This window comes from Kitasatospora sp. NPDC004669 (assembly GCF_040609455.1).
In the GTDB taxonomy this organism is placed as follows: Bacteria; Actinomycetota; Actinomycetes; order Streptomycetales; family Streptomycetaceae; genus Kitasatospora.
Window position 1 is genome coordinate 182,863 of the sequence record NZ_JBEXKB010000008.1, and the last position, 18,682, is coordinate 201,544.

General features: G+C 73.2%; 22 protein-coding genes. 6 read left to right on the forward strand and 16 right to left on the reverse strand.

From position 1 onward, the window contains the following. Positions 1-107: 107 nt before the first annotated feature. Positions 108-1,439 (forward strand): response regulator transcription factor, encoded by a 1,332-nt coding sequence (locus ABZW30_RS09835; protein ID WP_355670518.1) that lies wholly within the window; start codon positions 108-110, stop codon positions 1,437-1,439. 170 nt (positions 1,440-1,609) lie between these two features. Further along, positions 1,610-2,056, forward strand: coding sequence for a protein phosphatase (locus ABZW30_RS09840; RefSeq protein WP_355670519.1), 447 nt, complete (start codon positions 1,610-1,612; stop codon positions 2,054-2,056). An 11-nt stretch (positions 2,057-2,067) separates the two neighbouring features. Here the strand turns inward: ABZW30_RS09840 and ABZW30_RS09845 are convergent, their stop codons facing one another. After that, positions 2,068-2,418: a hypothetical protein gene (locus tag ABZW30_RS09845; RefSeq protein ID WP_355670520.1), complete on the reverse strand. Its 351-nt coding sequence runs from the start codon at positions 2,416-2,418 to the stop codon at positions 2,068-2,070. Between the two features lie 104 nt (positions 2,419-2,522). Then, complete coding sequence (locus ABZW30_RS09850) at positions 2,523-3,392, reverse strand: NmrA/HSCARG family protein (protein ID WP_355670521.1); 870 nt, start codon at positions 3,390-3,392, stop codon at positions 2,523-2,525. Between the two features lie 69 nt (positions 3,393-3,461). Between ABZW30_RS09850 and ABZW30_RS09855 the strand changes: the two genes are divergently transcribed. After that, the gene (locus tag ABZW30_RS09855; protein WP_355670522.1) at positions 3,462-3,932 is read left to right on the forward strand and encodes a MarR family winged helix-turn-helix transcriptional regulator; all 471 of its coding nucleotides are present in this window, start codon (positions 3,462-3,464) and stop codon (positions 3,930-3,932) included. Between the two features lie 41 nt (positions 3,933-3,973). Here the strand turns inward: ABZW30_RS09855 and ABZW30_RS09860 are convergent, their stop codons facing one another. The 12 genes from ABZW30_RS09860 to ABZW30_RS09915 form a co-directional block, all read right to left on the reverse strand. After that, positions 3,974-4,918: an urease accessory protein UreD gene (locus ABZW30_RS09860; RefSeq protein ID WP_355670550.1), complete on the reverse strand. Its 945-nt coding sequence runs from the start codon at positions 4,916-4,918 to the stop codon at positions 3,974-3,976. 2 nt (positions 4,919-4,920) lie between these two features. Beyond that, on the reverse strand, positions 4,921-5,541 hold the full coding sequence (gene ureG / locus ABZW30_RS09865; RefSeq protein WP_355670523.1) for an urease accessory protein UreG: 621 nt from the start codon (positions 5,539-5,541) through the stop codon (positions 4,921-4,923). Between the two features lie 86 nt (positions 5,542-5,627). Continuing rightward, positions 5,628-6,329: an urease accessory UreF family protein gene (locus tag ABZW30_RS09870; protein WP_355670524.1), complete on the reverse strand. Its 702-nt coding sequence runs from the start codon at positions 6,327-6,329 to the stop codon at positions 5,628-5,630. Next, positions 6,326-8,050, reverse strand: a complete 1,725-nt coding sequence (gene ureC / locus ABZW30_RS09875; protein ID WP_355670525.1) for an urease subunit alpha — start codon at positions 8,048-8,050, stop codon at positions 6,326-6,328. The genes ABZW30_RS09870 and ureC overlap by 4 nt, the downstream gene beginning before the upstream one ends. Continuing rightward, positions 8,050-9,468 carry an urease subunit beta gene (locus ABZW30_RS09880; RefSeq protein WP_355670526.1) on the reverse strand — a complete coding sequence of 473 codons (1,419 nt, stop codon included), beginning with the start codon at positions 9,466-9,468 and terminating at the stop codon, positions 8,050-8,052. The genes ureC and ABZW30_RS09880 overlap by 1 nt, the downstream gene beginning before the upstream one ends. A 3-nt stretch (positions 9,469-9,471) precedes the next feature. Continuing rightward, positions 9,472-9,777 (reverse strand): urease subunit gamma, encoded by a 306-nt coding sequence (locus tag ABZW30_RS09885; RefSeq protein ID WP_355670527.1) that lies wholly within the window; start codon positions 9,775-9,777, stop codon positions 9,472-9,474. Positions 9,778-9,859: 82 nt separating this feature from the next. Continuing rightward, the gene (locus tag ABZW30_RS09890) at positions 9,860-10,180 is read right to left on the reverse strand and encodes a hypothetical protein (RefSeq protein ID WP_355670528.1); all 321 of its coding nucleotides are present in this window, start codon (positions 10,178-10,180) and stop codon (positions 9,860-9,862) included. Between the two features lie 387 nt (positions 10,181-10,567). Then, the gene (locus ABZW30_RS09895; protein WP_355670529.1) at positions 10,568-11,332 is read right to left on the reverse strand and encodes an alpha/beta hydrolase; all 765 of its coding nucleotides are present in this window, start codon (positions 11,330-11,332) and stop codon (positions 10,568-10,570) included. Positions 11,333-11,448: 116 nt separating this feature from the next. Next, complete coding sequence (locus ABZW30_RS09900; RefSeq protein ID WP_355670530.1) at positions 11,449-12,021, reverse strand: dihydrofolate reductase family protein; 573 nt, start codon at positions 12,019-12,021, stop codon at positions 11,449-11,451. Between the two features lie 68 nt (positions 12,022-12,089). Continuing rightward, positions 12,090-12,827, reverse strand: a complete 738-nt coding sequence (locus tag ABZW30_RS09905; RefSeq protein ID WP_355670531.1) for an SRPBCC domain-containing protein — start codon at positions 12,825-12,827, stop codon at positions 12,090-12,092. Beyond that, positions 12,824-13,501 (reverse strand): helix-turn-helix domain-containing protein, encoded by a 678-nt coding sequence (locus ABZW30_RS09910; RefSeq protein ID WP_355670532.1) that lies wholly within the window; start codon positions 13,499-13,501, stop codon positions 12,824-12,826. The genes ABZW30_RS09905 and ABZW30_RS09910 overlap by 4 nt, the downstream gene beginning before the upstream one ends. After that, complete coding sequence (locus tag ABZW30_RS09915; RefSeq protein WP_355670533.1) at positions 13,483-14,343, reverse strand: alpha/beta fold hydrolase; 861 nt, start codon at positions 14,341-14,343, stop codon at positions 13,483-13,485. The genes ABZW30_RS09910 and ABZW30_RS09915 overlap by 19 nt, the downstream gene beginning before the upstream one ends. Positions 14,344-14,432: 89 nt before the next feature. Here ABZW30_RS09915 and ABZW30_RS09920 point away from each other — a divergent pair, with 89 nt between their 5' ends. The 3 genes from ABZW30_RS09920 to ABZW30_RS09930 are packed head-to-tail and all read left to right on the forward strand — an operon-like array spanning position 14,433 to position 16,438. Next, on the forward strand, positions 14,433-14,966 hold the full coding sequence (locus ABZW30_RS09920) for a GNAT family N-acetyltransferase (RefSeq protein ID WP_355670534.1): 534 nt from the start codon (positions 14,433-14,435) through the stop codon (positions 14,964-14,966). A gap of 45 nt (positions 14,967-15,011) precedes the next feature. Further along, the gene (locus tag ABZW30_RS09925) at positions 15,012-15,545 is read left to right on the forward strand and encodes a SigE family RNA polymerase sigma factor (protein ID WP_355670535.1); all 534 of its coding nucleotides are present in this window, start codon (positions 15,012-15,014) and stop codon (positions 15,543-15,545) included. Next, the gene (locus ABZW30_RS09930; RefSeq protein WP_355670536.1) at positions 15,542-16,438 is read left to right on the forward strand and encodes a hypothetical protein; all 897 of its coding nucleotides are present in this window, start codon (positions 15,542-15,544) and stop codon (positions 16,436-16,438) included. The genes ABZW30_RS09925 and ABZW30_RS09930 overlap by 4 nt, the downstream gene beginning before the upstream one ends. 162 nt (positions 16,439-16,600) lie before the next feature. Here the strand turns inward: ABZW30_RS09930 and ABZW30_RS09935 are convergent, their stop codons facing one another. Both ABZW30_RS09935 and ABZW30_RS09940 read right to left on the reverse strand, forming a co-directional pair. Then, positions 16,601-17,551 (reverse strand): helix-turn-helix domain-containing GNAT family N-acetyltransferase, encoded by a 951-nt coding sequence (locus ABZW30_RS09935; protein ID WP_355670537.1) that lies wholly within the window; start codon positions 17,549-17,551, stop codon positions 16,601-16,603. Between the two features lie 87 nt (positions 17,552-17,638). Then, entirely contained in the window at positions 17,639-18,451 is an 813-nt protein-coding gene (locus tag ABZW30_RS09940; protein WP_355670538.1) for a nucleotidyltransferase domain-containing protein, read from the reverse strand. Between the last annotated feature and the right edge of the window lie 231 nt (positions 18,452-18,682).

Sequence of the window (18,682 nt, forward strand, 5' to 3'; positions counted from 1 at the left end):
CTCCATCCTGCGGCGGGGGCGGCGGGCGCCCGGCCAGCCGTTCGGACGGTTCGACCTGGCCGAACGGACAGGCGGCCGGCATCGGCTCCCGGACTAGGCTGGACGGCATGGACGACACGTGGCAGGAACACTGGGGCCGCCCCGAGGACGCGCTGGCGCGGGCCGTCGAGGTGCTGCGCGCACCCCGGCCGGATGTGCTGCCGCGCCTGTCGGAGGTGGTCGGCACCCTGGTCCCGCACGCGGCGATCGCGCACCTCAGCGGCATCTGCACCTACTCCCCCACCCACAGCTACGGCCCGCCCGAGCTGACCGAGGGCATCAGCGGCCTGGAACTGGCCCAGCTGGCCGACCGCGCGGCCGCGACGACCGCGACCGGCCGGCCCTGGCAGGGTGAGGCCGAACTCGCGGGCCACACCCGGCCGGTGGTGGTGGTCTCGGCCGCGCCGGGTGACGGCAAGGGCGCGGTCCTGGTGCTCGTCCGGGCGACCGCCGAGCCGGTGGCCCCGGGCGCGCTCGCCGTCCTCCAGCAGTTGTGCGACCTGGTGATCGCCCACTCCGACCACCGCGCCACCGACGCCGCGCCCAGTGTGGCGGCGGTCTCCCGCGCCGCCGCCAACGCCCGCGCCCGGGCGATCGCCGAGTTCACCGGCACCCACAGCGCCGCCCTCAGCACGATCCTGGCGCCGCTGCGCTCGGCCGACCTGGACGACGCCGCCGCCCGCCGCGCCGCCACCGAACTGGCCGTCACCGCCCTGCTGGACCTGCGCCGGGGCGCCGACCTGGACCGCGCGCTCAGCGAGGAGCCCGCCGACGCCGCCTTCGCCCGGCTGGCCCGCGAACTGCGCCCGCTGCTGCGACACGCCCGGGCCCGGCTGGACCTCGCGCCCCCGGCGGAGGCCGCCCGGTCCATCCCGGCCGACACCGTGCACACCGCCCGGGACGCCGTCCGGGTGGCCGTCCTGCTGATGCTGGAGCAGGACAAGCCGAGCCGGCTGCACGTGAGTTGGCAGTTCACCGGCGACGGGTCGCTACGCGCCGTGGTCCGCGACGACGGCCTCGGTCTGCTCGCCGCCGACGCCCTGGCCGTCCACCGCACCGCCGACCGGATCGCCGCGCTCGGCGGCCGCCACACCGTCGAGGCCGTCCCCGGCTGGGGCACCACCGTCACCGTCGACCTGCCGCTCGCCCTGCCTTCTCCCGCGACGGTCACCGACCCCCTGGACGGACTCCAACCGCGCGAACTGGAGGTCCTCGACCAGCTGGCCCAAGGCCGCCGCAACCGGGACATCGCCGCCGCGCTGCACATCAGCGAGTCCACGGTGAAGTTCCATGTGGCCAACATCCTGGCCAAGTTGGGCGTCAGCTCGCGCGGCGAGGCGGCCGCCCTCGCCCACCGGGCGGGCCTGCCGGGGGCGCCGCGGCTGCACGTGGCATCGTGACCCGACCCGGCCGCGAAGGACCGGGCCTGCGGGTAGGGCGCGACTGGCTGCCGCGTGGCCGCGCCACTGGGCCCCGGGAAGCGGTTCCTCCCGGGCGCGAACGCCCGGGATTGCTCGCTGGATCACGCTGAAGCTCGTGGGCCACCCCGGAATCTGATAGATCAGATGGCATGACCGATCACCCGTTGCCGGCCACCTGGGACCCCGCCGCCCCCGGCGTGCTCCGCCTGCCCTCCGGGCGGCTGCTGCGCGGCCGCGGCGTGCTCAAGCCCCTGCCGCCCGGTCCTCGGCCCACCTTCGGGGTCTACCTGCTGGGCCGCCCGCCGAAGACCTCCGGCTGGGAGGCCCGCTGGGTGCGCTGGCCGGACTTCCGGCTGCCCGCCGACCGCGCCGACGCGGCCGACGCCTTCCGCGAGGCCTGGGAGCGCTGCGCCGTCGAGCGCGTCGAACTCGCCTGTGCGGGCGGCCGCGGCCGTACCGGCACCGCCCTCGCCTGCATCGCGGTGCTGGACGGCGTCCCGGCGGCGGAGGCCGTCGCGTACGTCCGGGAGCACTACAGCCCGCACGCGGTGGAGACGCCCTGGCAACGCAAGTTCGTGGAGCGCTGGAGCGGCTGACCCGGGCCCGCTCACGCCTCCCGGACGAGCGAGTCCCCCGCCGTCGTGAAGCGCAGCTCCGCCCCGGTCTCCTCCGGCCGCCACCCGGCCGCCAGGCCCGCCCGGACGAGGTCGGCGGTGAGCGCCGGGGTGACGGGTTCCAGCTGGAGGATCTCGGCGATCCGCTCGGGCGGGGCCGTCAGCAGCACCCCGTAGTGCAGCCAGGGGTCGTCGAAGCGCCGGGTGACGGCCAGTACCCGGCCGCCGCGGCCGGGCCGGTCGAGCCAGACGCGCACGACCACGTGTTCGCCGTCGCGGGAGCGGACCGTCCAGCGGTAGTCACGGCCGTCGACGTGGATCCTGCGCGGTGCCCTCTGTGCCACCCCGCGACGATACGCCCCCCTGCCTCGGGCACCGGCAGGGCACGGTCCGCGAACGGCGCGGACGGCGCGGACGGCGGCGAGCATCACCGGGAAGTCGTCCGCACTCACAGCTCCCAGGACTGCCCGGCCGCCCAGTCCTCCACCGTCTGCCACTCGACACCCGGGTGGGCGGCGTGCAGGGCGGCGGTGTCGACGTAGAGGCCGGGCTCCTGGAAGTAGCGGAACATGGTGGCCAGGTCCTCGGAATAGGTCTCGACGACGGTCAGCGGCACCTCCTCGCAGCGGATCGGGCGTCCGCTGGCCGCGGTGATGGCGGCGGCGATCTGCTCGCCGGTGCACCACTGGGAGGCGATGTCGATGCGGCGGCCCGTGTAGGCCCCGGGGCGGGTGAGGACGTGGGCGGCGAAGGCGCCGATGGTTTCGGCCGAGATCACCGGGAGGGGGACGCCGGGCGGCATGGGGAGGCGGAAGACGCCCTCACGCAGGGACTGAAGGGTCCAGTCGTTGGCGTAGTTGTCCAGGAAGGCGGCCGGGCCGATGACGGTCCAGGGCAGGTCGAGGCCGGCCAGGTGCTCTTCGATGCGCTGCTTGGTGTCGAAGTGCGGGATGCCGGTGGAGCGGTCGGCGTTGGTGGCGGAGGTGAAGAGCACGTGCCGCACTCCGGCGGCGACCGCCGCGTCGAGCAGGGCGGTGCCCTGGCGGACCTCGGTGTCGAGGTCCGTCCCGAACGGGGTGGACATCGCGAACAGCGCGCCCGCGCCGTCCAGGGCGGCAGCGAGCGAGGCCGGGTCGTCGAAGTCGGCGCGGACCAACTCGGCGCCGAGGGCCGACAGTTCAAGCGCGGCCGGGGAATCGACGGCACGCGTCAGCGCCCGGACCGGACGGCCCGCGCGCAGCAGCGCGCGAGCGGTGGCTCCGCCCTGGGCGCCGGTGGCACCCGTGACGGCGACAGGAAGCCCAGTTATCTGCGTCATGCAGATGAAAATAGGGCGAGATTCCTGCGTCGCGCAACTATTTATCGGGAACCCGGCTACCCTTCCCCCATGACGCCCGCCCGCGACGAACTGATGGCGCAGCTCTGGCCGGTCTCGCGCCGCTACCTGGCCTCCTACGTGCTGTTCAATCAGGCCGTCGCCGACCACCTCGGCATGCACCCGACCGACGTCCAGTGCCTCAACCTGCTCACCCTGGAGGACGGACCGGTCACCACCGGCCGGATCGCCGAGCTGACCGGCCTCACCAGCGGCTCGGCGACCCGGCTGGTCGACCGGCTGGAGAAGGCCGGCCTGGTCGCCCGGCAGCGCGACGAGGCCGACCGCCGCCGGGTGCTGGTGGCCGTCCTCCCCGGGGCGCTGGAGCGCTTCGGGGAGGTGTGGCGCAGCCTCAGCGGCGACTGGGTGGCGATCTTCGCCGAGGACAGCGAGGATGAACTCGCCTTCCTGCTACGGCACATGAACCGAACGGTGGAGCTCGGCCACCGCCAGATCGCCCGCCTGGCGAGCGGGGACGTCTAGTCCCTCCAGCTCTTCCCGGCCTTCCCAGCCTTCCAGGCCTTCTAGGTCTTCCGCAGCTCCGGCGCCGGAACCCCGATCAGCAGCCGCCGCACCGCGTCCCACGCCGTCCGCAGCGCGGCCGCGCAGGCCCGGGTGTCGGAGCCGAGCAGCCGCAGCCAGGCGCCGCTGTCCTGCGGCAGCACGCTGACCCCGTACAGCAGGCCGCGGTCCGCCAGCGCCTCGTGCAGCACGTCCGCGATCCGCGCGGCCGGGGCGAGCGGGCTGAGCACGTACAGGCTGGACATCACATCGTGCCCGCCGAGCACGGCCGGACCGGCCACGCCGCCGTCAGCGGGCTCCAGCCGCACCGTGTCCAGCGCCACCAACTCACCGCCCGGACGCCGCACTTCGAGGTCCGCGGCGAACACCTGGTAGGCGTGCCGCTCGCCCCGGGCGAGCCGACCGGCGAGCAGCGTCTCCCCGGCCACCACCGTCGCATCCGTGTCCACGGTCAGCACCGTCCGCTGGTAGAAGCGGGAGTCGACGAAGGGGATCACCGGCTCGGGCAGGTACTCGACGTAGGCGCCCGGCCCGGCCGACAGGTTGAGCAGCTGGGTCGCGTAGTCGTGCTCCATCCGGTAGACCTTGGTGGCCGCCTGGGTGGTCAGGTGGACCGCCGTGTCGGCGCCGCAGCGGATGTCCGTGCGCAGCCGGTCGGCCTGCAGGATGCCGCCGCCGGTGGACATCAGCAGGGTGACGGCGAGGTCGGGGCGGGCCGGGTCGAAGTAGAGCGGGCGCATGATCTGCAGCGGCGACTTCTGGTAGTGGCCGGTGAGTTCGGTGCGACCGCCGATCCGCTCGAAGGCCAGTTCCAGCAGCCCGACCTTGCCGGGGCGCCCGACCGCGAGGGTGTCGGGCGTCCCGGCGTGCCGGCGGACCTCGTACGGGACGCGGGCCGGCTCGTAGTGCCGGGGGTCGAGCCGGGGCACCGACCTCTCCGCCGGCACGGTCACGCCGGGACCTTCCGGAAGGTCTCCAGGAAGGTCGCGATCTCCTCCAGCCCCTCCCCGGTCAGGCAGTTGGTGAGCACCACCGGTCCGCCCTCGCGGACCCGCCGGGCGTCGGACTCCATGATGCCGAGGTCGGCACGGACGTACTGGGCGATGTCGATCTTGTTGATGACCAGCAGGTCCGACTCGGTGATGCCCGGGCCTCGCTTGCGGGGCATCTTCTCGCCCTCGGCGGTGTCCAGGACGAACAGGAAGAGGTCGACCAGCACCGGACTGAAGGTCAGGGTGAGGTTGTCGCCGCCGGACTCGAACAGCAGGGTGTCGACGTCCGGGAAGCGCTCCAGGATCTCGGCCCCGGCCGCCAGGTTCATGGTCGGGTCGTCCCGTACGGCGGTGTGCGGGCAGGCGCCGGTCTCGACGCCGACGACCCGCTCGGGGTCGAGCACCCCGGCCAGGGTGCGGCGCACGTGCTGGGCGTCCTCCTGGGTGTAGATGTCGTTGGTGATGACCGCCGGGCGGTGGCCGCGCTCGATCAGCACCGGGACGAGCGCCTCGATCAGCGCCGTCTTGCCGGAGCCGACCGGGCCGCCGATGCCCACGCGGAGCACGTTCTCGGTCATGTGGTCTCCCTTACTCGTTTACTCGTTGACCTTCAGCTCGCAGTTGACGTTCGGCTCGCGGTTGACGTTCGGCCCACCGTCGACGTTCAGCTCGCGAACAGCCGGGCCTCGGCCCGCTCGTGGCGTCCGGACATCGCGTCCGCCACCGGTACGCAGCCGCCCAGGTCCGCCCACTCCCGCGCCAGGGCGGCCGCCACCACCTCGCGGATCACCGGCGCCGCCGCCCGCAGCACCACCTGCGCCTTGCGGTGGTCGGTCAGCCGCAGCCGCAGCGCGGCGCCGACGAAGCTGGTGCAGAAGGCGAACAGGTCACCGGCGACGGCCTGTTCGACGGGGACGGCGGCCGAGGCGTAGGCCACTCCGGCGGCCACCGCCTGGCAACCCGGGGCCCGTTTCTCCGCGACCAGCGCCGCGTACCGCTCCAGCGGTTCGCCCCCCACCGACTCCCGGGCGATGTCCAGGAGTTGGCGCCCGGTGCGGGTGGCGGCCAGGCGCAGCTCGCGGTTGAGCTTGGTGGCGTGCAGCCGCTGGTCGGCCTCGGCGAGCAGCTCCCAGTCCCCGGCCGAGGCGGCCCGGTGGGCCAGCGCCAGCGCCGTGGCGTCGGACGGTCCGACGCTGTGCCGCAGCAGGTCGGCGAGCAGCTCGGGCATGGTGTCCGGGGTGACGGCCTTGGCCTGGGCGTAGCCCTCCAGGCCGTGCGAGAGGGTGTAGAAGCCGCTGGGGAAGGCGGAGTCGGTCAGCTGGAGGCTGACCAGCAGGGCGTCCAGCCCGGGATCCGCGCTGCTCACGCGAGGTAGAACAGGTGGTTGAGCGGCAGCTCGCGGGCGGGCTCGATGGTGGCCGGTTCGCCGTCCAGGGTGACCTTGTACGTCTCCGGGTCGACCGCGATCTTCGGCAGCGCGTCGTTGCGCAGCATGTGCTGCTTGCCGACAGAGCGGCACCGCCGCACCGGCAACACCCGGCTGTCCAGACCGAGTTGGGCCGGGACACCGAGGTCCACGGCGGCCTGGGACATGAAGGAGACCCGGGTGGCCTGCTTGGCCCGCCCGTACGCGCCGAACATCGGGCGGTAGTAGACCGGCTGCGGGGTGGGCAGCGAGGCGTTCGGGTCGCCCATCAGGGCCCAGTTGATCACGCCGCCCTTGATGACCATCTTCGGCTTGGCGGCGAAGGAGTTGATCGGCCAGAGCACGATGTCGGCCAGCTTGCCGGGCTCCAGCGAGCCGATGTGGTCGGCGGTGCCGGAGGCGACGGCCGGGTTGACGGTGAGCTTGGCGAGGTAGCGCAGCACGCGGAAGTTGTCGTTGCGCTCGGTGTCGCCGGCCAGCTTGCCGCGCTGTTCCTTGCAGTGGTGGGCGGTCTGGAAGGCGCGGGTGAAGGACTCCCCGATCCGGCCCATGGCCTGCGAGTCGGAGGAGAAGATCGAGATGACGCCCTCGTCGTGCAGCACGGTCTCGGCGGCGATGGTCTCGGCGCGCACCCGGGAGTCGGCGAAGGAGACGTCCTCGGGGATGTCGTGGCTGAGGTGGTGGCAGACCATCACCATGTCCAGCAGCTCGTCCACCGAGTTGACGGTGTAGGGCAGGGTCGGGTTGGTGGAGGACGGCAGCACGTTGGGCTCGCCGGCGATCCGCATGATGTCGGGTGCGTGGCCGCCGCCCGCGCCCTCGGTGTGGAAGGTGTGGATGGTGCGGCCGTCGATCGCGGAGAGGGTGTCCTCGAAGTAGCCCGACTCGTTCAGGGTGTCGGTGTGGATGGCCACCTGCACGTCGTACTCGTCGGCCACGCTCAGCGCGCTGTCGATCGCGGCCGGGGTGCTGCCCCAGTCCTCGTGCACCTTGAGGCCGCACACGCCCGCCTCGACCTGCTCGCGCAGCGCGCCCGGCAGCGAGCCGTTGCCCTTCCCGAGCAGACCGACGTTGACCGGGAGGTCCTCGACCGCCTGGTACATCCGGCCGATGTTCCACGGCCCGGGCGTGCAGGTGGTGCCGTTGGTGCCGTCGGAGGGGCCGGTGCCGCCGCCGATCAGGGTGGTGATGCCGTTGCTCAGCGCCTCCTGCACCTGCTGCGGGGAGATGAAGTGGATGTGGGTGTCGATGCCGCCGGCGGTGGCGATCAGGTGCTCGCCGGAGATCACCTCGGTGCCGGGGCCGATCACCAGCTTCGGGTGCACGCCGCTCTGGGTGTGCGGGTTGCCGGCCTTGCCGACGGCGGTGATGAAGCCGTCCTTGACGCCGATGTCGCCCTTGACGACGCCGAGCACCGGGTCCATCACGACGACGTTGGTGATGACCAGGTCGAGCGCACCCTGGACGGAGGTGGCGGCCGGGTCCTGGGCCATGCCGTCGCGGATGCCCTTGCCGCCGCCGTAGACGGCCTCGTCGCCGTAGTGGCCCTGGTTGTGGTCCTGCTCGATCTCGACCACCAGGTTGGTGTCGGCGAGGTGAAAGCGGTCGCCGACGGTGGGGCCGAAGAGGTCGGTGTACTGCTTGCGGGACAGGATGGCCATCAGCGGGCGCCTTCCTTGCGGTTCACGTGGTTCGCGTGGTTCACGTGGTTCGCATGGTGGTTCACGTGGTTCACGTCGTTCACGTCGTTCCTGTGGCTCTCGTGGCTCTCGGTGCGGAAGTCCGCGCGGGGGTGGTCGTCCTTGAGGTCGAGGTTGGCGCCCTTGAAGCCGTGGGCGATCGCCCGGTCGATGGCGCGGGCGCGGGTGGCGGGCGCGGTGATGCCGCCGTCGACGAGGTTGCTGAAGCCGACCAGGCGGCGGTGGCCGCCGAACTCGGCGAGCGTGACGTCCTTGGTGTCGCCGGGCTCGAAGCGGACGGCGGTGCCGGCCGGGATGTCCAGGTGCTTGCCGAAGGCGGCGTTGCGGTCGAAGTCGAGGGCGCGGTTGGCCTCGAAGAAGTGGTAGTGGGAACCGACCTGGATCGCCCGGTCGCCCGTGTTGCTGACCGTGATGACGGCCTTGGCGCGGCCGGCGTTGATCTCCACCGGGTCGTCGCCGTACAGGTATGCGGCGCCACCAGACATGGCTGGCCTTCCTCTCTGCCGGTTCAGTGGGGGGGTGTGCGCGGGGGCGTGGGGGTGCTGGTGCGAGTGGCCGTGGGGGTGCGTGTGGTGGCGCCCTTCGCCCGGGCCGTGGTGGTGGCCTTCGCCCGGGCCGTGGCTGTGGGCGTAGCCGTGGCCGTGCTCGGCGTCGAGGCCGGCCGCGATGCCGTCCTCGCCGTGGCCGAGCAGGTGCAGCGCCGCCGCCGCCCGGGCCGCGACCACCCCGGCGATCGCGGACGGCCGCAGCAGGGGCCCGCCGTCCCGTACGCCGGGCAGGGCGGTGCGCAGCGCCGGACCGAAGGAGGCCGGGACGGCCGTCACCTCCCGCGCGCCGAGCAGGCGGCAGCGTTCGGCGCCCTCGATGGGGTCCGGGTCGCCGCCCGCGAGGGCGACCTCGACCCAGCGGTGGCGCCCGTACTGGCGGACCAGGCGGGCGATCCGGAACAGCTCGGCGTCCTCGAAGGGCCCGGCCGCCGGGGCGGTGACGAGTACGGCGCCCTCGCCGCCGGCTCCGGCCGCAGCGCGCAGCCAGCCGATCAGGTGCTCGGCGGCGCCGAAGGGCGCGGTCAGCGCGAGCCGCCCCCGGTCCTCGCCGGCCGTCAGCCAGCGCAGGGCGCGGGCGGTGTCGGCGACCAGCTCGGGGTCGCGTCCGAGTGTCATCGGCACGACGCACACCGGTCCGTCGGCGGCCGCCAGCGCCGACCGTACGGCCTCGACGAGTTGTCGGCCCGGGGCGGCCGCGGCCCGCACGGTGGGCCCGTTCACGGCGGGTCGGCGCTCCACCAGGGCGGCCAGGTCGCGGCCGCCGTCGCTCTCGTGGCCGCCGGCCAGCACCACCGTGGCGGGCTCGACGGTCGCGGCCTGACGTGCCGGCATCGCTCAGGCACCCACGGGGTCGTGACAGGAGACCAGCTTGGTGCCGTCCAGGAACGCGGCCTCGACCTGGAGCAGCGGCAGCATCTCGCGCACGCCGGGCATCACGTCCGCGCTGCTGACGGTCTGCTTGCCGATCTCCATGCACTCGGCGACGGTGCGGCCGTCCCGGGCGCCCTCCATGATCGCCTCGCTGATCAGCGCGCAGGCCTCGCTGTAGTTGAGCTTGACGCCGCGGTCACGGCGTTTACGGGCCAGATCGGCCACGACGTAGATGTAGAGCTTGTCCATCTCACGCGGGGAGAGATTCACGGGAACCACTCTTCCTTTCCGAGAATCCGATGAAATGAAAGGGAGTTGGACGGCGGAAACTCAGGTTCGGCGCCTGCCGGGATCAGACCCGACGCAACCGGGGAATCGTCGGTACCGCTGCCAGGAACAGCATGGTGGTCAGGACGAAGGGCCAGGTGGAGGCGTGGCCACCGAAGGGCGCGGAGATCGCGTCGAGCGCCGGGGTCGGCACGGTGGCGTCCCGCCGCAGCCCCGGCCCGTACGCGACGGCGGTGGAGACGGCGCTTCCGAGCAGGCCGTAGAGGCCGTACCGCCAGCCGGTACCCCCTTCCGAACTCCCTTCCGAACTCCCTTCGGAAGGGCCTTCGAAGGCAGCCTCGGGAGCCCCTTCCAGGGCACCTTCCCCACCCTTTTGTCGAGCCATACGACGCACCAATTCCCGGTACGGCCGAGAGGACCCCGGAGATTGCTCGGGAGCCCGTTCGGCGATTCGTTGGGAACCGTACTCCTGCGGATTGCCGAATGGGATGGATACCTGACGTCACGCCAAATCAACCCTGAGTGACCAGCGCGGCCCTGAGCTGCAACATTCTGTTGAAAGCGAAGCCTCGGCAAGCGGCCGGAGGGGGAAATTCTTTGCGAAGTTTTACATGCAGGTAACAGGCCCCGGATTGTGACCATGTCAATCAATCCACGACAAATTCCCCCCACCCCGACAATAGGGACACCCCGAGCTGCGGGAACGCCGTGGAACGGGGTGTCGATGCGGCGGGAATGCGTTCGGCCCGGGACGTGCTCGCACCGGATTCCGTCAGTCGGCCGTACGCGCCGTCGTGCCGAGCTTCCGGAGCAGGAACCGCTCCGCGGAGTCCAGCTCGAAGTCGGGCACCGCCATGTGGCCCCCGGGGTTGGCGTGCAACGTCTTCGTCGCCGAGCCCAGCTCGCCGTACACCGCCAACGCGTGCTCGCGGAGCACGAGTTCGTCGTCCCACTGCAGCACGAACTGCACCGGCACGATCACCCGCCGCGCCGCCTCCAGCTGCGTCGCGTGCCCGGTCAGCCCGAACACCGCGACGGCGATGCGGGGTTCGGCCGCGGCGAGCGGAATACCGACCACACTGCCCAGCGACAGCCCCCAGTACCCGACCGGGCCGAGGCCGCCGCCGGCTTCGTCCAGGGCGTCCAGCACCGCCCTCCACTCGGGCACCGCCCGCTCCGCCAGCGCCGCCGTGTGCCGCGCCACCCAGGCGCTGATCGGCCGCCCGGCCGCCAGCAACTCCCCGATCTCCGTGGCGAATCGCTCGTCCTGCGCGGTGCGCTCCCGCTCGCCGTGCCCGGGGGCGTCGATCGACACCGCCGCCCACCCGTACCGCGTCACGCATCGACGGGCCCGCTCCACCACTCCCGGCCCCAGCTTGTGCTGCCCGCCCCCGTGCCCCACCAGCACCAACGGCCTCGCGCCGAGGGCGGATCCCTCGGGTTGCCAGAGCACGCCGGGTACGCCGTCGAGGGTGAAGCGGTGCTGGGTCACGCCGACCGAGCCGAGGTCCGGGGTGGTGTCCGAGGTGAAGTGCATCCCCTCATGATGGCGCCCGACACACGTTCGAGTCCTGCCCTTTACCGCCCTGGCCAATAGTCACCACGCAGTGGTCGCATCGGAGGCCAGGACGGCGAGGGTCGATGCTCGCCCCGTCAGCGGAGCACGTCGAACACCTGCTTCTGCAGGCCGTTGGAGTAGACCGCGTGCTCGACCAGCTTCAGCTTCTGGGTGTCCTTGTCCGTGCTGCTGAACAGGCGCTTGCCGGCGCCGAGCAGCAGCGGGTGGACGAGCAGGTGGTAGCGGTCGATCAGGCCCGCGTCCGAGAGGGCGTGGTTCAGGGTGGCGCTGCCGTGGACGATGATCGGGCCGCCCTCGGTCTCCTTCAGCGCGGCGACCTCGTCGAGCGAGCGCAGGATGGTGGTCTCGCCCCAGTTGGAGACCAGGACGTCGTCGGTGAGGGTGGTGGAGACCACGTACTTCGGCATCGTCTTGTAGTGGGCGAACTCCGCCATGTCCGGCCACACCGGGCTGAACGCCTCGTAGCTGACCCGGCCCATCAGGATGGCGGTGGCCTCCTGCTGCTCCCGCTCCTTGATCTCGTAGGCCTCGGGGACGAACTCGACGTCCTTGAAGGTCCAACCGGAGTTGCGGTAGCCGGGTTCGCCGCCGGGGCCCTCGACGACGCCGTCGAGCGAGATGAAGGCGGTGCTGATCAGGGTGCGCACGAGCGGTTCCTCGGTTCTTCTCGCGGGTCGGTGGAATCAGGCGTCGGTGGAATCGGACATCGGTGGAATCAGGTGAGGAGCCCGGCCAGCCACTGCTGCCAGGCGGCCTGGACGCCTTCCGGGACCGGGCCGAAGAGGTGATGGAACATCAGGACCATGCCGCCGCCGTGATGGAACGTGTGGATCGCGTCGGCGGAGCGGACCTCGAAGCGCTCGTCGTCCGCCCAGACCACCTCGCCCTCCAGTGACGGCAGCCCGGCCGGCTCGGCCTGGACCCGCGCACCCACAGTGACCGGGAGCGGCAGCGAGAGGGCCCGGGCCAGCGCCGCCCGGACCTCCGGGTCCGGCCGCCCGGCGGACGGCGCGGCGGCGAAGACCGGGACGGCGGTGCGCGCCCGGAAGTGGGCGAGGTACTCGCGGAGCGTGTTGAGGTGGAACGGCCAGCCGCGGCGCAGCGCGTCGTACTCGTCCTGCCAGTCGTCGCCGAGCATCCCGCTGTGGACGACGCGGAGCACGGTGCTGCCGCCGCCCCGCCCCTCGACCAGGTACTCGAAGGCCATGAACCGGCCGTCCTCGCCGGTGGCCGTACGGGTGGCCAGGCGCTTGCCGGGTTCGTAGGCGGTGATCACCGCCGCCTCGCGGTGGCCCCCGATGTCCATGACGGCGGCGCCGCCCTCGCGCGGGTCGAGCTCGTTGCGACCCATGAACCAGGAGTCGAGTCCCGCTCCGGTGGCGATCGCCTCCCACACCTCCTCCGGGCTCGCCGGCAGGGTCGTCTCCAGCTCGATCTCGAACGGGTGGGTCATCGCGGGTTCTCCTGTTCCGGTGCGGTCCCGGGGGCGTCGGCCGGCGCGTCCGTGGTGGTGGTGTCGTCCGCCGCGGTCCCGGGGGGCGTGGGCGGCGCCGCCGGGATCTGGTGGAGCCCCACGACCACCCGGTGGCTGCGGCCCCCGGCGGCGGACTCGTCGTGGTAGCGGCTGACCAGGGTCGCCACCGCCCGGGACAGCTCCTCGGCGAAGGCCGCCCGGTCGGCCGCCGAGGCGAACCGCACCTGTGCGTCGATCCCGAAGGTGGCGACCCGTTTCCGGGCCCGGGAGGCCCCGGTCAGCAGTGCCCCGACCTCCTGCACCAGCCGGGACCCGAGCGTCAGCAGCCAGCGGGCGGAGAGCTGGTCCGGCGAACGCGACGGGTCCGGGCTCACGGCGGCCAGGACGCTCGGCGAGATCACGTAGGAGGCCGCGGTGGCTCGGTACACCCGTTCGGTGACATTGCCCTTGCGCCGTTCCTCGGCGAGTTCGACGAGCTTGTGCCGCTCCAGCTCCTTGAGGTGGTAGTTGACCTTCTGCCGGGGCAGCCCCAGGCGGGTGGCCAGCATGGCGGCCGAGCCGGGCTCGGCCAGGGCGGCGAGGATCCGGGCCCGTATCGGGTCCAGGGACGCCTCGGCCGCGGCGGGTTCTTCGATCACAGCGACGTCCAGCACGCGTCCAGAGTCGGTCCGACAAGAAAATTTGTCAAGGACAGAATTCTTGTCGGCGTGGCGGCAGGCGCCTGCGCCCCGCCCCGGCTCACCAGCCGAAGCACCCGGAGCAGGAAGTCGGCGAGCAGCACCGTCACCTCGGCCGGGCGCTCCAGGTTGGGGAGGTGGCCGGCCCAGGGCAGTTCGAGGTGCCGGGCGTTCGGCAGCAGGGCCGGCAGGGAGGCGGCGATCTCGCGGAAGTCGGGGAGGTCGTGGGCGCCGGCGATGGCGAGGGTGGGGGCGGTGATGTGGGTGAGGTCGACGTCCTCCTCCTGCGGGCCGACCTGCGCCGTCAGCTGCACCTCGAAGTTGTGCCGCTGCATCCGGCGGACCAGCTCGCGGGTCGCCTCGTCGGCCTCCGGGCCGGGCCAGGTCCGGACGTTGAGTTCGACGGCGCCCTCGATGTCGCCCGCGTCGAGCAGTGCCTCCTCGCGGGCGTCGAGGGCGAGCAGGGTGTCGCTGGGCTCGTGTCCGGGCTTGCCCGCGCCGAGGAGGGCGAGTGCGGTCACCGCCGTCGGGCGCAGGGCCGCGACGGTCAGGGCGATGCGGCCGCCGTAGGAGGCGCCGACGAGGGCGGCGGTCTCGATGCCGAGGTGGTCGAGCAGGTCCAGGACGTCGGCCGCGACGCTGTAGGAGGCGTCGGCGAGGGGCGTGTCGCCGACGCCGCGGAAGTCGCAGCGGACGACCCGGTGGCCGGCGTCGAGCAGGGCCTGCCACTGCGGCTCCCACATCCGTCGGTCGCACACCGCGGAGTGCAGGAGGACGACGGCCGGCCCGGTTCCTGATACGTCATGAGAGATGATCATTCGGCGGATCGTCACGAGCGCGGCAGCCGGACGCGACGGAGTTGGCAATCCGTTGGCGCGCCCCGAGCCCCCGTGCCAAGAATGTCCGGATGCGCGAACTGGAACTGTCCGACGGAGTCATCACGCTGTCCCCGCTGCGCCCCGAGGACGCCGAGGCGCACCTCGCCGGGGAGGACGAGGAGTCGGTCCGCTGGCTCAGCGGCGGCCGCAGCACCCCGGAAACGGTCGAGGCCTACCTGCGGCACTGCCGGGAGCAGTGGGACACGGCCGGTCCGCTGCACGCCTTCGGGATCCGGGCGGGCGAGCGCGGCGACCTCGCGGGCACGGTCGACCTGCGGTTCGTCCAGACTTACCTCGCCCCCGGCCAGGTGAACGTCGCCTACGGTCTCTACCCGTCCTGGCGGGGCCGGGGCCTGGCCACCCGCGCCGTCCGCCTCGTCTGCGGGTACGCGACGCGTACCGGCGCGCGGGAGGCGGTGATCCGGGTGGAGCCCGGGAACGGCGCGTCGGCCGCCGTCGCCCGCCGTGCCGGGTTCGCCCCCGGCAAGCACACCTTCGAGCAGGACGGCACCCGGCACGACTGGTACCTCCGGAGCCTGAACCGTCCCGACGGAGAGGAGTAAGCGCTTCCGGCCCCGCCCGGGCTCTGGGTGGTTGAGGAGGTGCTCATGGGAGAACCGAGGAGCGCGCGGGACGAGGAGTTCCAGGCGTTCATCGTCGGGGTCTGGCCCCGGCTGCTGCGGACGGCGTTCCTGCTGGCCGGGGAGCAGTACGCGGCGGAGGACCTGGTGCAGTCCGCGGCCGAGAAGGCCTGCGCGGCCTGGCCGAAGGTGCGGCGGGCGGACGACCCGTACGCCTATGTGCGGCGGATCCTGGTGAACCAGCACGCCCGTCGCTGGCGCCGCCGGCCGCCGGAGCTGCTGGTCGACGCGGTGCCGGACGCGGCGGGGGTGGAGGACGGCTTCGCCCGTTCCGACGAGCGCGGGGCGTTGCTGGCCGCGCTCGCCACCCTGCCGCCACGCCAGCGCGAGGCGGTGGTGCTGCGGCACTGGGAGGACCTGAGCGACAGCCGGACGGCCACCGCGATGGGCTGCTCGGTGGGCGCGGTGCGCAGCCATGCGTCGAAGGGCATCGCGCGGCTGCGGCAGGTCACGGCACTGGTGGAACTCAAGGACAGGGCACAGATCGGAGGGGCGGTATGAGCGCGGACGCGGACAAGGGCACTGACCTGTGGGTCGGCCTCGGCCTGGCCGAGGCGGCGGCGGGGGCGAAGGTCGGCCCGGCGCCGGTGGCGGACATCCTGGCGGGCGGGCGCCGGATCCGCCGGCGTCGCCGGACGGTGGTCGGCGCGCTGGCGCTGGCCTCGGCGGTGGTGCTGGCGGGCGGGGCGCTCGCCGAACTGCGCCCCGAGCCGGCGGCGAGCCGTTCGCTGGTGCCGGCCGGCACCGGGCTCGGCTCCGGCACCGGCGGCCCGCTGTCGGCTTCGGCGACCACCCCGGCGGTGCGGGACCCGTTCACCCCGGTCCGGGTGGTGCTCGGTCAGGGCACCACGCCGGACGGCAAGGAGTGGAAGCTGTGGCGGGCACTGTGGCCGGTGGCGCCGAGGGAGCGGGCGTACGAGCAGGCGCTGGCGGTGTGGCAGGAGCGCAGTCCGTACGACTCGGCGGTCACCAAGCCGACGAAGGAGTTCGTCGACCACTACTACGACCCCGACTCCGATGTGATCAACACCTACTTCACGGTGGACGGGGTCCGCCTGAGCCATGACGCCGCGGGCATCACCCCGTCGCCGGGCAAGCTCGACCCCCGCAACGGGGCCTACATCGCCGGCGGCCTCGAGGGTCACCGGGGCAAGGGCGACACCGTGGCCCCGCTCGACGTGGTCGGGCTCTCCCTCGGCCCCGACATCGCCCGGGTGAAGGTGACCTGGACGGACGGTACGGTCACCGAGCCGCCGTTCGTCACCGTCGCCGACTCCCCACTGCGCCAGATGGTGGTGGCCCGGCCGGAGGGCAAGAAGGCGAAGCTCTGGGAGTACTTCGACCGCAACGGCAACAAGCTCCCGGACTCCGGCTGCCAGTTCCTCCGGGAGTAGCGCGGCTGCTCCGCCGCCGGTCTGACGCGGGACCGCCGGGGCCCGTGATCCCCTGAAGGGCGCGACGGTTCAGGGGAGTTCAGCGGAGGCGGGGGGCCGTCGGCCGCCCGGTGCGGGTGGGGCGGGAGCCGGAAGTCGGTAGGGCCGACTTCCCGCTCCCGGTCAGCCGATCCGCTTCTCGAACCAGTGGTGGGCGTACGGCTCGCCGTTGAACGCGGCGACCTCCTGGAAGCCGTACGAGTGATACAGGCCGATCGCGGCGGTGAGCGCCCTGTTGGTGTCCAGGCGCAGCACGGTGCGGCCGTGTCGGGCGGCGCGCGCCTCCAGTTCGGCCAGGAAGCGGCGGCCGAGGCCGAGACCCCGGGCCTGGGGTGCGACCCACATGCGCTTGATCTCGCCGGGGGCGTCGGTCGGCAGTTTGAGGCCGGCGCAGCCGATCGGCTCGCCGTGCAGTCGGGCCACCAGGAACAGGCCGCGCGGCGACCGGAGTTCGCCCGCGTCGGGCAGCAGGCTCCGCGCCGGGTCGAAGCCGGTGTCGAAGCGTTCCCGGATTTCGGCGTAGTAGGACCGCAGGCAGTACCGGGCGTCGGGGTGGTCCGGGTCGACGGCGTCCAGGGTGACGGTGGCGGCGGTGAGCAGCCGGTCGACCTCCGCCATGGCGGCGACCAGCCGGGCGCGCTGGGTGGTGTTGAGCGGTTCGAGCAGGGAGGCGGCGAGTTCGTCGCTGCGGGTGTCGAGCGCGGCGCGTTCCGCGCGGCCGGCGTCGGTGAGCCGGACGGTGCGCACCCGCCGGTCCCGGGGCTGGGGCTCGACCGTCACCAGGCCGTCGGCTTCCAGGGAGCGCAGCAGCCGGCTGACGTACCCGGAGTCGAGCCCGAGGCGCTCCCGCAGCCTCCGTACGTCCTGCCCCTGCTCGCCGATCTCCCAGAGCAACCGGGCCTCGCCGATGGGGCGGTCCTGGCCCAGGTAGTGGTCGTGGAGGACGCCCACGCGTTCGGTGACGGTGCGGTTGAACCGCCGCACCTGGCGGATCTGCGCGTCGGCCTCCGTCCTGGCCTCCGCGTCTTCACCGGCCGCTGCGTCGAGCTGCGCCTCTGGCTGAACCGGATCCATTCTCTGACCCTAGTCAGAGAATGGATCCGGCGCCAGCGGACACCCCGTCCGGCAACAGCTCGTCGCGTCGTGGACTTCGCACTACCCTCATCCCCGCGGCACCCGCAGCGCCGCCACGGTCTCCTCGACCAGCGCCCGCGCCCGCTCCACGGTCTCCGCCAGTGCCCCGGCACTCTCCCCCGCGGCCCCCAGCAGGCTCCGCACACGCCGCTCGAACTCCTGGGGCGCACCGGGGAGTCGTGCGGCGACGGCGAGCGCGCCCTTCTCGTTGAGGCACCAGCGCCGGTCGTGCGCGTACAGCGCCTGCACCAGCACCCCGACCGCGCGGGACAGGCAGAGCGAGACGTACAGGGTGTCGCCCCGCGCAGCGCCCTTCGCCGCGACCCCGACCAGGAACTCCGCCTCCCACGCGCCCGCCGTCAAGGCGCCGCGCAGCGGCTCGGGGTACGTGGCGGTCTGCGCCTGTAGCGAAGCCAACTCCCCTGCGGGATCGGCGAGTACCCGTCCGAGGGCGACCTCACCGGCGTAGCAGGGCGACCAGAAGCCGAGCGGATGCCCGGCCTGCACCCCCACCTCGTACCGGCCTTCGCGACAGTCCGCCCACACCCGCTCGACCCGGTCGAGGTCGCGCAGGATCCAATCGACGGCGACCCCGTCGACCCGCAGCCACGCGCCGCCGTTCACCCACGGCCCCCAGCCGCCCGGCCCGGCCACCTCCACCTCCGGCCCGGCCGACACCCGCAGCGCGGCGAGGTCCAGGTCGCCCCGGTAGTAGACCCCGAGGTCCCAGTCCGACTCCGGCCGGTGCTCACCGCGCGCCCGGCTCCCGCCGAGCATCACCCCCACCACGCCCGGTACGTCCGCCAGTTGGCCCGCCATGTGCTCGGTGATCGCTCGCATGACGGGAAGTCTCGCCGCAGAACGGGCGCCGGGCCAGCGGATTCCGGCGCGCCGGCCCGATCACCGCCCCGCCTTCACACCCTCGGCCCGGCGGACCGCTCACCGCGCGCGCGACCAGGTGAGCGGGTCGTCGTCGGCGGCCCCCGCCCCCGGGGGGGCCGGCGCCCAGCCCGCCGGCGCCCCCGGCGGGTAGGGCGGGGGCGCCGGCGACACCCAGCCGGGGGGGGAGCA

What these genes read in the sequence shown, in the direction of transcription:
- ABZW30_RS09835 (WP_355670518.1), top strand. Translation starts at nt 108, where the DNA reads ATGGACGACACGTGGCAGGAACACTGGGGCCGCCCCGAGGACGCGCTG.
- ABZW30_RS09840 (WP_355670519.1), top strand. Translation starts at nt 1,610, where the DNA reads ATGACCGATCACCCGTTGCCGGCCACCTGGGACCCCGCCGCCCCCGGC.
- ABZW30_RS09850 (WP_355670521.1), bottom strand. Translation starts at nt 3,392, where the DNA reads ATGACGCAGATAACTGGGCTTCCTGTCGCCGTCACGGGTGCCACCGGC.
- ABZW30_RS09855 (WP_355670522.1), top strand. Translation starts at nt 3,462, where the DNA reads ATGACGCCCGCCCGCGACGAACTGATGGCGCAGCTCTGGCCGGTCTCG.
- ureG (WP_355670523.1), bottom strand. Translation starts at nt 5,541, where the DNA reads ATGACCGAGAACGTGCTCCGCGTGGGCATCGGCGGCCCGGTCGGCTCC.
- ureC (WP_355670525.1), bottom strand. Translation starts at nt 8,050, where the DNA reads ATGGCCATCCTGTCCCGCAAGCAGTACACCGACCTCTTCGGCCCCACC.
- ABZW30_RS09880 (WP_355670526.1), bottom strand. Translation starts at nt 9,468, where the DNA reads ATGCCGGCACGTCAGGCCGCGACCGTCGAGCCCGCCACGGTGGTGCTG.
- ABZW30_RS09890 (WP_355670528.1), bottom strand. Translation starts at nt 10,180, where the DNA reads ATGGCTCGACAAAAGGGTGGGGAAGGTGCCCTGGAAGGGGCTCCCGAG.
- ABZW30_RS09895 (WP_355670529.1), bottom strand. Translation starts at nt 11,332, where the DNA reads ATGCACTTCACCTCGGACACCACCCCGGACCTCGGCTCGGTCGGCGTG.
- ABZW30_RS09905 (WP_355670531.1), bottom strand. Translation starts at nt 12,827, where the DNA reads ATGACCCACCCGTTCGAGATCGAGCTGGAGACGACCCTGCCGGCGAGC.
- ABZW30_RS09915 (WP_355670533.1), bottom strand. Translation starts at nt 14,343, where the DNA reads ATGATCATCTCTCATGACGTATCAGGAACCGGGCCGGCCGTCGTCCTC.
- ABZW30_RS09920 (WP_355670534.1), top strand. Translation starts at nt 14,433, where the DNA reads ATGCGCGAACTGGAACTGTCCGACGGAGTCATCACGCTGTCCCCGCTG.
- ABZW30_RS09925 (WP_355670535.1), top strand. Translation starts at nt 15,012, where the DNA reads ATGGGAGAACCGAGGAGCGCGCGGGACGAGGAGTTCCAGGCGTTCATC.
- ABZW30_RS09930 (WP_355670536.1), top strand. Translation starts at nt 15,542, where the DNA reads ATGAGCGCGGACGCGGACAAGGGCACTGACCTGTGGGTCGGCCTCGGC.
- ABZW30_RS09935 (WP_355670537.1), bottom strand. Translation starts at nt 17,551, where the DNA reads ATGGATCCGGTTCAGCCAGAGGCGCAGCTCGACGCAGCGGCCGGTGAA.
- ABZW30_RS09940 (WP_355670538.1), bottom strand. Translation starts at nt 18,451, where the DNA reads ATGCGAGCGATCACCGAGCACATGGCGGGCCAACTGGCGGACGTACCG.